Origin of the sequence: Flavobacterium sp. 9 (assembly GCF_002754195.1) — a bacterium.
GTDB lineage: Bacteria > Bacteroidota > Bacteroidia > Flavobacteriales > Flavobacteriaceae > Flavobacterium.
This window is the reverse complement of the sequence record NZ_PEEU01000001.1, coordinates 1,519,749-1,531,679: the sequence shown is the minus strand read 5'-3', so window position 1 is coordinate 1,531,679 and position 11,931 is coordinate 1,519,749. Positions and strand designations below refer to the sequence as shown.

The window sequence follows — 11,931 nt, the reverse complement described above, 5'->3', positions numbered from 1 at the left end:
GGAAATGAATAAAATATCTTATTTTCGTAAAAAAATATTTATGCTAAAGAATTTTGTTAAGCTCATTTTGCTTTCTTCTATAATTATTTCTTGCAAAGAAAATAATAATTCATTACCTATTGAAAAAATGGGAGCTACTAAACCGGATAGTATTGGTTTAGTAGCTAACATTGATGGAGCCAATATTTATGATAAAGATACTTTAACCTTAGAAAAGATAGGGAAACTAAAGTACGCCGAAAAAGCAAATACGATTAACTTTCATAAAAATCAAACTTTCATAAAAATTAATTTTAAAGGAAAGGATGCTTATATATCAAAAAAAGATGTTGAAATAATTTCACCCGAAATTTATAAAAAAAGTTATTTTGCAAAAGATTGTTATTGTTTATTAGGTTCAGATAAAATTAGAACTATTAATTTTCCAACACCATATGATACAATCCATTTTTTGTTTAACAATAACCAGATAACAATGGTACAGCAAATTTTGTATTATAGGACCGATAAGAATGTAAAAGAGATACAGAATGACCTTAAGAAATTAAAATATTCTACAGTTTATAAATATATAAATAAAGATAATTTTTATTCTTCAGAGATAATAGATCCAAATAAAAAGGAGAGTTTTTTAGATTGTTACAATTCAAAAACAAACTATACAATTAAAGAAAATAAGCCAGTTTTATCTAGTAATTATGATGATGTAGTTTATGAATTATATTTTGCACAAAATTTATTTAATCTAGATGTTTGTTATGCAAAAGGTAATTATGAAAATTTTGTAAAACCATTAACTAATTTTGATTTTAAGAGTCAAAATTTAATCATTGAACAAGACAAATCCCAGATTAATAAGGATGTTTCTATAAAGCTGTATGAAATAAACACTTATAAACCTATTGCATATAATAAGAATTATATTTCGTTTAATTATCTGAGAGAAATTAAAATGATTGAAAAGGATGGACAAAAAAAATATTTTGCAAAAATCAATGTGTTAGAAAATGAAGGTTCGAGTTTAGCAGGAGAATATTACATAGTTTTAAATGAAGTTGCGATGTTTGCTTCGATTTCGAATTAATTTTATGCATTTGATCAGTAAAAAAAGTTTACAAAAATGTAACCCCATTCATCCTTAATATTAAAAAATGCAAAAATCAAAATTAGTCTGTCTGCTATTATTACAAATTATATTCTTGAGTTGTAAAAAATCAGAAAATGAAAATGTAATTAAAACGTCTTCAACTCAATCTGCTAAAGAAAATCAAGATCAAAATTATATCAAAAAAGCGATCGAATTAAACCAAACAGATTTTGTTCATTATATAGATACAACTAAAAATATAGATGCTTTTTACAAATTTGACGGATCCAATTCCTATACAATATTAGGATATTGCTGCAAATTTGACAGATATGATTTTGTAAAAAAGCTTATTTCAAAAAAAGCCGATATAAAATTAGGTGAAGAAGATGAAGATTATCAATATGATGCTCTTTATGTTGCAATAGAAAATCAACATGAAAAAATAGTTGATTTACTTTTAGAAAATAAAGCAAATGTAAATAGTACCTATACAGAATCGGGTCTTTCACCACTTTCGCTGGCCTGTCAATTTTCTAATTTTCATATTGTTGAAGCATTAATTAATCATAATGCTAACATAAAAGGAAATTATAATCCAGCAACTGAAATGGCTTCTATTCCTATAATAGAAGCTGTAAAGAGTAAAAATAAAGAAGCAGTTAAACTATTATTAGAAAAAGGTGCCGATGTAAATCAAGTCGATTTAGAAGAAACTTCAGCCTTAAGTTATGCTAAAGCTAATGATCCGGAAATTTATAATTTATTGAATCAGCTAAATGATAAAGCAAAACTTAGCACACCAATCGCAGAAAAATTTCAAGGCGAATTTGAAGTAAGCACGAAAGGCGAATTAACTAACGAAGGTACAGGAAGTACCACTTATTATTTTACGATTACAACAAACGGAATTGTATTAAAGTCAGAAGCTTTTAGGGGAGATTTTTTATGCGAAGGAAATTATAGAGGAGTTGAAAAAGAGGGTATTTTAGAATTGTATTACAACGAAAATGATGATCGTTGTAAGCAATCAAAACCTAATTACCGAATAAAAAAAGACGGAGAAAAATATTTTATCAGAGGAGTTGGAGGTGAAGGAACTTATAACGAATGGGTAAAAATCGATAAAAAATAAGTTATTAAATTTTGCAAAAAGCATATATATATAATAAAGTGCCCCAAATAGTTTCTAACTTTTTGGGGCACTTCATTATGGAAGAGTTTTTTGTTATTACAATTGATAAACAGATCCTCCACTAGCAGGCCATAAAGTATATGCCTGAGGTAGAAAAGCAGCATCAACATGTATTTTAGGACGTTTTGTGTTTTGAGTAAAATCTTGAAGAGTTATAGCAAAATTATTATTGTTTTTGATGCTTAAATCAGTCAATAATGTATTACCAAAACACCAAAGAGCAGTTAATTTAGAATTTGAGTCAAAATTTAAACCAGTCCATTTGTTTGACGAAACGTTTGTTTTTTCTAAAAGAGTTAATGGAGACAGATTCAATGCAGTCAATTGATTAGATTGAATGAATAAACTTGTAAGCTTAGTGTTTCCATTAAGATTCAAAGTAGTTAATTGATTGCCATAACACCAAAGTCCCCAAAGACCTGCAACATTAGAAGGAATTGTTAAACTATTAAGTTGGTTACTATGACACCAGATTTGAGTAAGATTAACGTTTGATGAAAGGTTCAAAGTTGTTAATTTATTATTTTGACATTCTAACCAGCTTAAGCTAGTAATTGCAGAAACGTTTAAAGAAGTCAATTGGTTTCCGTTTATAAGTAATTGCTGTAGCGAAGTAAAAGCTTGTATACCAGTTGCATCAGTAATATTTGCCCCAGCTACATATAATCCTACACGTGATTTATCAATATTGATGTAATTATCACCAGCTACGGCATCTTCCTGTCCTGCGCCAGCATTAATTAATGCTAATCTAAAATTAGGATCCGGAACATAGGTATTAACCCAAACTGCTGCAGTTTTTCCTGTAGCAGAACCTTTTTTTAATTCAGATATAGCTTTTTCATCTCGAAGATAATTAGGGTCTTTTGAAAGTTTGTAATCTTCTGGAGTTGGATTCGCGTTAAAGGCAGTTTTTGTCACTTGAGCCGAAGCATTAGAAGCAGATTCATTGTTGTCTGTAGAACAAGCTACGAAGTTAAGCGCTAGCGCAATAAGAAGTAATTTTCTCATAAAAATTCAAATTTTAATTAGTGGTAATGTTAAAAAGTTATTTAATGTACTTAATTTTCTCACAAATTAAATTCTTTCTTTTTTAAGATTAAATTAAAATAATGGTATTTTTCGTATAAGATTAAAAACTTTATTTTTATATTATAGGAATTTTACGAGGTTAAAAATACTCTTTTGGTTAAATGTGAATGCTAAATCGGAAAAGAAAAATACAAATATTAATTGGCGCAAAAGATTAAAAAAAGCAATTTACTATCTAGAGAGCTGTAAATAAACGATTGGTTATCAGTAATAAAGCTCAATTATATTACTGCAAATCTTAAAAATATATTTACTTTAAAAATAGTAAGATTTTCAAAGACTTTATCCAACATTTTAACAGACTAATCTTGTTTGTTTTCTTTAAATTTGAAATTCTTTATTGAATTTTTAAATATGATGTCACGATTATTTTTCTTATTGTTTCTTATTCTTTCTTTTAGTTTACATTCCCAGTCGACAAAAGAGCTGATTGATAATTTAAATAGTATTAACGATCATCAGAAAAAAGCAGAACTGTGCCGTACAATTGCATTGCGATTGAAAAAAACGGATTGGGACAGAGCCATAAAATACATCGAATTAGCCGAAACCGAAGCCAAAAATTCACAGGTTTCAGAAGATACTTTGGCTAATATTTATATTACGGCAGGAAAAATGTATTCTTCAAAAGAAGTATTGGATGTTGCTTTGCAATATTATCTAAAAGCCTACGATATTTACAAAAACACCGGCAATCTTGAGGAAGCATCTAAACTGGAAAACAATCTCGCAATTATTTACGGACAAGGAAAAGATAAAGATAAAGCACTAAAATATTTCTTAAAAGTATATCGCTATCAAAAGTCAAAAAATGATTCGGTTAAGATTGTCAAAGTTTTAAATAATATAGGAACTACATATTTAGATGTAAATGTAGATTCGTCTTTGTACTACTTTCACAAAGCATATTTAATAAATAAAACCATAAAAGATGATGTTTTAAAAGTCTATGTTTCTACCAATATAGCTCGGGCTTATGTTTTGAAAAACGACAAGAAAAATGCGGATTATTATTTTGATCAGGCATTTTCTTTGGCAAAAGACCCGGTTGATCATTTAATACAAGCTTTTGTTTATGAATCTTATTCTAATTATAAATTAAAAGAAAAAAATTATGATGCCGTAATTGTCAATGCAAAAAAAGCATTGGAATTATCTAAAGATAATGAATATAGTCTTTCGGGTTTAAACCTGAATAAAATGCTTTATGAAGTTTATATCAGTAAAGAAGATTATAAAAATGCAGTCTTTTATTTCCAGAAGTATAATACAATAAATGACAGTATTCATGTCGAAGAAAAGTTAGTAAACCTGGAAAAAATAAAATTAGAGCAAGATTATAAAGTGCGGGCTCAAATAAAAACAATTAACGAAGAAAAGAAGCGATTTAAATATTATGTAATTGGATTGATATTGATTGTAGGAATATTGATTTTAATTATTTTCCTGATAAAATACCGAAACAAGAATATTAAAAGTCAGCTTGAAAAAGAGAAATTAAAAACCAAAATGCAGGCATTAAACCAAAATCTTGATGCTAAAAATAAGGTTTTGATAGGAAAAGCGATGGCCGAAATACATCGTACAGATACTATTAATGAAATTCTGACGGATCTTAAAAGTATAAAACTCAAAACGGTCAATAAAGAAATGCAGCAAGCTATTGATATAGTTTTAAAGCGTTTGGAAAAGAATTTGAATACAGATATCTGGCAAGAATTTGAAATAAGTTTTGAGCAGGTTCATCAGTCTTTTTTCGACAAATTATCAGAGGATTATCCTTCTCTTACTCCAAAAGATCGAAGATTATGTGCCCTTTTATATTTGGATTTAACTACAAAAGAAATTTCTCAAATTACAGGACAATCCTTTAAAGCAATTGAAAATGCCCGAACCAGACTCCGTAAAAAGTTCGATTTGACAAATGAAAAAGTAAATCTTTCTACCTATCTAAATACAATTTAAGTTAATTAATTGTAAAGTAATAAACCAAACTAATGATCTGATTTAGTTTGGTTTATTTTTTTTTGAGTGCTTTTTGGGTGGAGCTTTTCTGCCTGAGAGTGTTTTTGCTATAGTCCTTTTTTTCCAAAACAAAAACGTCCATTCTACATTTACAACATCGATTAGTTATCTGGTCGGGAGTAAATAAATTATAATGAATCGGAAGAAGAAAGATGTTCCTACTAAAAGCTTAGAGCAGCTTTTAGAGGAAACGAAAACAAAAAAAGAAACCCTGTTGAAAATACTGGAAAAAATAACAAAGGAAAATCCTAAAGATCAAAAACCGAATTGATTTTTAGAAAACACTTTTCTGGTTTTGCTATGAATCAAAGAAGTGTATTGCTATTAACTAAGCACACTATATATTAATTTTTAAATTTAAAACGAATGAACCAAATTTACTTCAAAACCAAGTATTTGTTTGTTTTACTGGGTCTCTTTGCCTGTTCCGTGGGAATGGCGCAGTCACCTTTACCAAACAAAAAAACGGGTAATGCGAAAACGGAACTTGAAGAACCAGTCGCAAAACAAACAAAAGATCAAGTTTATAATAAAACCAATGATCCAAATTTTAGTAATGATCCTTATGGGCTTTTAACGCAAAAAGAAGAAAAGAGAACAGGAAAAGAACTTTCTGAAGCAGAAAGTAAAGCAGTGCTGAAACAGTCACAACAAAGTGAAAAGTTATTTACACAAAAAGTAACGAATACAACTGCGAAAACAAACGCACAAGATTCGGTTAGTACAAAAGTGAGATCTTTTGCAAAATCTTCCGCTTTGACGGCAAAAAATATTTTTGAAGTTAAAAAAGGAGAATTTGATTTAGCTGCAACTGATAAAATGCAATTAAAATCAATCTCTGATAATAATGGCAGAACCGTAGCAACTTATCAGCAATTGCACAATTCTGTTCCGGTTGAAGGAGCGATTTATAAGGTTAGAGAAAATAAAACCAAGATCGATGCATTTGGTTCTACTGCTAAGAAATTAACAGTAAGCAGCAACTATAAAATAAATGCAGCTACAGCTTTAGAAAATGCACTAAGAACTGTAAATGCGAAACAATATATTTGGGAAAGTAAAAAACTTGGTGCTGCCCTTAATAAAAATATAAGCACGAAACCGCAAGGTGAATTGGTTTATGTTGGACCTAATTTTGCTGCAGAATTAAAGGATTACTATTTGGCTTGGAAATTTGATATCTACGCAACTAATCCACAATCAAGCCAAACGATTTATGTCGATGCCAATACTGGAAAAGTAATTTTGACTATCAATTTAAGTAGAGATTCAAGCTTTACAGGTCAAAGTATTGGTAAGGGTAAATCACGTTATTCGGGCGAAGTAGAATTCAACACGAAGCAATATGCTGATGGATTCAGATTGGAAGCTTTGCAAGGAAAATACAATGTGCCAATTTATACCTGGAATATGAATCACGCTGATCAGGCTGCTGATGAGGTGATTACAGAATTTATCGATGAAGATAATATCTGGAATGAATTGCATAACAAGAATAATGATGAGGTTGCTTTGGATATTCATTGGGGTATGCAAAGAACAATTGACTATTATGAGGAAAAATTTAACCGAAATAGTGTCGATAACAAAGGGATGCAAATTATTGGTCTTGCGCATTTAGGGACAAATGTTGAAAATGCTTCATGGACCGGTGGATGGGCACAATTTGGAGACGGTTATGACACTCCTTATGTTGGTTTAGGAATTACGGCACACGAGTTAACGCACGCTGTAACACAATTTTCTGCCGGATTAATCTACCGTGGAGAATCTGGTGCAATGAATGAATCTTTCAGTGATATCTTTGGTATATCTGTTGAGCTGTATGTTGGAAAAGACAAAAAAGAAGACATCTGGATGCTGGGTAACGAATTGTATACCCACGGAAGTATGAGAAGCATGTCTAATCCAAAAGCTGCGGGTCAGCCTGACACTTATGGAGGAGTAAACTGGGTAAATCCATTAGCAACTAGTTACGACAATGGAGGTGTACACTTTAATAGCGGAATCACAAATTACTGGTTCTATCTTTTAAATGAAGGTGGGCAAGGTGTCAATGACCTTAAAAATAGTTATGATGTTAAAGCTATTGGCCTTGCCAAAGCTGAGAAAATAGCCTATATCACTCTTACAGAATATTTATCGCCTTCATCAAACTTTAGCGATATGCGTCAGGCAACTTTAATGGCTACAGAAGATCTATACGGATTAAGTTCTGAAGAGTACAAACAAGTAACAAATGCCTGGTATGCTATTGGTGTTGGAGCGCCTTATTTGGATAAACAAATAGCAATTGTTTCAGTTGAAAAACCTGCTATTACTTGTGCTTCTTTAAAAGGAGATGAACCTTTTTATGTTACTATTAAAAACACAGGAACTACTGTAATTAAAGCAAGTACTTTAAATTACAAATTGCGATTAATGACACCTGGTTTTGGTGGTAGATTAAATAGTATTTATACTAACGATGGTACTATTAATTTAACCAAAGATTTGGCGGTAGGCGAAGAAACGATTTTAAAAGTTCAGGACAACATTCCTTATGTTGTAAGTCCGACTACTTTAAATTATGTCGAAGTTAAATTTGATTTTGAACCTATTGCAGCATTTGGTGGACAAAACGGAATTTCCTTTGTGACCAACTTTTTGAATCCTCCTGCGGCAAAAGATTTTGATCTTAAAGTGGCGGGATTAAATCTTCCTGCGTATTCAGGTGCAACATTATCAGCAAGTCATTCGTTAGCGGTTACGATCTCTAATTTGGGTTGTCAGGATATACCTGCGGGATCTCAGTTGAAAATTGGATATCAGGATAAAACTTCCGGAAATCAAACAATATGGAAAGATATTACACTGGATACGGCTTTAAAAGGCAAGTCGGAAATAACAATTCCTTTTGGTACTAATATCGATTTATCTGAAACAGGATTGCATACGTATGAGGCTTTTGTAACGTATAGCGAGGATTTGGTAACAACTAATAATAGTACTATAAATGCTGTTTATAGTGGTGTTGTAAATCAATTTCCTTACAATCAAAATTTTGAAGGAACACCAGGTGGTTGGTATTCAGAGTCTTTGTCTACAAATCAAAAATTTATATGGCAGCCATCTGCTTATTCTTTTAGAGATACTAATTCTAAATATTTATGGGCGACTACACAACTTGGTACGACTGATAGAATGGCTTTAAATGCTGATTTTACATTAGAATCACCAGTATTCGATTTTACCAATGTTGCTTTCCCTTATCTTGAGTTTGATATTATTTCATTGTTTCATAACGGATATGACGGATTAATTCTTGAATATTCTGAAGATAACCAAAACTGGAAAAAAGTTACAGGTATCGATTATCCGACAAGTTTGCATCTTGATGATGAAGGAACTTTAAAAGGACCATGGTTTACCGGAATTAATAACGATTTCAAGAAAAAACCTTTTGGAGTACGTTTAAATGACCTTGCAGGTAAAAAAGTTGCTATTCGTTTCCGTGTTGTTACAGATGATTATAACGACGGATTTTTAGGAGCCTTTCTGGATAATATTCATGTAGATAATGCACCTTATGATTTAGTTCTTGCAGAAGCAAAAGTAGATGCTGGTAGTTGTATTATTGATAATAGTAAAGCAAAAATAACAACTAAGATCATTAATAATTTTGCAACAACTTCTGAGCAAGTTAATGTGACAGTGAAAATTCTGGATAATGCAAATAATGAAGTTTTTTCAAAAACAGATAAAGTAACATTAGCATTTGCTAAATTCAGAGATACTATAACATATTCTATTCCGGATATTAATCTGAAAAATATTGGAGAGAATACAATTACGGTTTCTGTTTTTCCTGATGATGTGACTAAGGATGTTAGACCAGACGATAATTCGTATACATTAAAATATGATAATTGGAATAATGAAGATCTAAAAGTATCGGTACTTCCATATACAATGGATTTTGAAGATGCGACTAAATATAAAGGCTGGAGAACTTCTGAAAATGAAAATAGTTCAGGCTGGAGACATGGAACAATTAAAGAGTTAAGTTCTCCTGGATTCTTCCTGACAGAACATACACAATTTATGGCAAGTAATGATGATCAATGCAATTGTGATGCATCAAACGATATGTTAATTTCTCCTGTGTTTGATTTGACCAATTATAAAGAAGCGCACTTGTCATTTGATGGTTTTGCAGATGTAAAAAGACTTTCAGACGGATATGTAAAGGTGAGCACAGATGGAGGTGCAACCTGGAATACTGTATTTAAAGTGCCTTATGTTAACAATTGGATCGAGTATCATGTAGATTTAAGTGCTTATGCAGGAAAACCGTGTGTTGTTGTTGCTTTTCAGCACGATGATAATGGATTATTTGCCGATGGTTTTGCAGTAGATAATATTAAACTAAAAGAAACAGCTGATTATTTGATGCTGTCTAATTTAAGCGTAGCTCAAACGGTTTATGAAGATGCGCCTTCACATGAATTTTTGGTAACAGCAAAGAATAATTCCTATGGTGATATTGAAAAAGTTAACATCGAATATCAAATTAGTAAAAACGGTGTTGCTGTAGGTGAACCAGTTGTTTTAGAAAGAAAAGGAGAGATATTAGAATATCAGGGACTTGTTTATAGAATAAATGGTATTCCGCAATTAGCAGCCGGGAATTATGAAATTAGCGTAAAATTATTTGCAGACGGACAATCAAGAGAATTGGCAGAAAGTATTAAAGGAACTTTTGAAGTTATTGCAAAAACGCCAAATTTAGATACTGAAACTTTTTCTACTTTAACTGAAGGATCTTTGTTTGGAACAAAAGGATTTGTTTCAGGTCAAAGCGATAGAGATTTTGCGTGGAAAGCAGTTGCTAAACCTGATAATAAATATTTATCTATTCCGGTGAAAGATCATACCGGAGATAGTGCTGCAAAAATGCTTTATCATCCGCTTGAAAATGGTTCTAACTATGGAGAATTAATCTTCCCTATGAATAAGTTAGCCGAAAATGCGACTGCAGTTGAATTTTATTATGCAATGGAAAGTAACACCAACAACTTTTTTGCTGTAGATGTGAAAACTATTGGAGGTGAATGGACAGAAGTATGGAGAGCCACTAAACAAGGAAATTATGTGGATAAAGAATGGCAAAAAGCAACCGCTAATTTAAATAAATATGCAGGAAAATCTGTAATGTTGAGGTTTAGACATTCTTTGGGACAAGGATATTCTTATATGGTAGTAGATGATTTAAAAGTAATCAATCAGCCTGTGTATGACATATCGATGCAAATTTTATCACCAAAAGATATATGTGGCGGAACTGATTTTAAAGTTAAATTGACCAATCAGGGACAACTTGCAATTGCAGCAAATGCAGTTCAGTTAAATTTAGAATATGTAAACACACTTGAAACTATTTCGGAATCTGTTGAAACGGCAATTCCTGTTGGAGAAAGTATTGAATATATTTTCAAAAAACAGCCAAAACTTGATTTAAGTGGTGATTCGCATGTCTTTAATATTAGTGCCAAATTGGAAAATAATCCAATTCAACAAAACAATGAGATAAAGAATTATATCTATCAGGAAGTTACATCAGATTTTAAAATATTTGATAACTCATCAATTCACGGATACGCAGGTAAAACTTTATACATTGATGCCTTAACTAATTTTAATGCCAAAAAACTTGGAGTTGCTTCATACAAATGGAGTACAGGTGAAGTTTCTCACGGTATCGAAATAGACAAAGCTGGAGATTATACCGTAACCGTAGTCTTGAGAAACGGATGTACGCTTACAGAAAAAATCACAGCGACATTTGACACTTTTGAATCTGATTTAGAAAGTGGAGCTATTTGTGGTCCTGAAGTTGTTTTAAATCCTGGAAACTACAAATCTTACGAATGGTTTGACGGTTCAACAGAGCCAACTTATACTACAAAAGAAAGTGGTGATTATTTCGTAACGGTTTATAATGAAAACGGAATCGGTAAAACTTTAAGTACAACTATTTCAATTCTTGAAAACAATATTGTACCGGAAATTCAGGTTGTAGGCGAGAAAAAATTAACAGCTTCAGTTGATGCAGCTTCGTACCAATGGTTTTTGAATGATAGACCTATTCCAAATGCAACTCAAAAATCGATTATTGCAATTTGGGAAGGAAGTTATAGTCTTCAAATAACTAATGATAACGGTTGTAACAGAATTTCGACGCCATTTGATTCAAAAGGTATGTTGCTTGGAAAAATTACAAATGCTTTTAGAGTATTCCCTAATCCGGCGGTTGATAATGTAAACATCTTTTTAGCTGAAAAAATTGAAGGAGCAACAGAAATCAAAATGTACGCTATGGATGGAAAAGCGGTATGGAATAAAACTTATACAAGTGTTCCGTCAACTATAAATCTAAGCGGATTAACTCCTGGAATTTATGTGTTAGAATGTGTTGTAAAAGATAAAAAATATACAGCCAAGGTTATTAAAAAATAGCAAACTACAGATAGAAAAAGGTAACTCTCCTTTG

The 11,931-nt window shown here is 31.3% G+C and carries 5 protein-coding genes; 4 read left to right on the top strand and 1 reads right to left on the bottom strand.

From position 1 onward, the window contains the following. Nucleotides 1-4 precede the first annotated feature (4 nt). Together CLU81_RS05565 and CLU81_RS05560 are read left to right on the top strand one after the other, a co-directional pair. Nucleotides 5-1,084, top strand: a complete 1,080-nt coding sequence (locus CLU81_RS05565) for a hypothetical protein (protein WP_099708915.1) — start codon at nucleotides 5-7, stop codon at nucleotides 1,082-1,084. Nucleotides 1,085-1,151: 67 nt separating this feature from the next. Beyond that, complete coding sequence (locus CLU81_RS05560; RefSeq protein ID WP_099708914.1) at nucleotides 1,152-2,222, top strand: ankyrin repeat domain-containing protein; 1,071 nt, start codon at nucleotides 1,152-1,154, stop codon at nucleotides 2,220-2,222. Nucleotides 2,223-2,318: 96 nt separating this feature from the next. On the opposite strand, the gene CLU81_RS05555 is transcribed toward CLU81_RS05560, so the two are convergent. Continuing rightward, nucleotides 2,319-3,293 carry a leucine-rich repeat domain-containing protein gene (locus CLU81_RS05555; RefSeq protein ID WP_099708913.1) on the bottom strand — a complete coding sequence of 325 codons (975 nt, stop codon included), beginning with the start codon at nucleotides 3,291-3,293 and terminating at the stop codon, nucleotides 2,319-2,321. A gap of 435 nt (nucleotides 3,294-3,728) precedes the next feature. Between CLU81_RS05555 and CLU81_RS05550 the strand changes: the two genes are divergently transcribed. Further along, nucleotides 3,729-5,339: a hypothetical protein gene (locus tag CLU81_RS05550; protein ID WP_144444469.1), complete on the top strand. Its 1,611-nt coding sequence runs from the start codon at nucleotides 3,729-3,731 to the stop codon at nucleotides 5,337-5,339. 426 nt (nucleotides 5,340-5,765) lie between these two features. Further along, nucleotides 5,766-11,897 carry a M4 family metallopeptidase gene (locus CLU81_RS05545; protein ID WP_099708911.1) on the top strand — a complete coding sequence of 2,044 codons (6,132 nt, stop codon included), beginning with the start codon at nucleotides 5,766-5,768 and terminating at the stop codon, nucleotides 11,895-11,897. The last annotated feature ends 34 nt before the right edge of the window (nucleotides 11,898-11,931 follow it).

Coding starts and splice junctions, on each gene's coding strand:
- CLU81_RS05545 (WP_099708911.1), top strand. CDS start 5,766: ATGAACCAAATTTACTTCAAAACCAAGTATTTGTTTGTTTTACTGGGT.
- CLU81_RS05555 (WP_099708913.1), bottom strand. CDS start 3,293: ATGAGAAAATTACTTCTTATTGCGCTAGCGCTTAACTTCGTAGCTTGT.
- CLU81_RS05550 (WP_144444469.1), top strand. CDS start 3,729: ATGATGTCACGATTATTTTTCTTATTGTTTCTTATTCTTTCTTTTAGT.
- CLU81_RS05565 (WP_099708915.1), top strand. CDS start 5: ATGAATAAAATATCTTATTTTCGTAAAAAAATATTTATGCTAAAGAAT.
- CLU81_RS05560 (WP_099708914.1), top strand. CDS start 1,152: ATGCAAAAATCAAAATTAGTCTGTCTGCTATTATTACAAATTATATTC.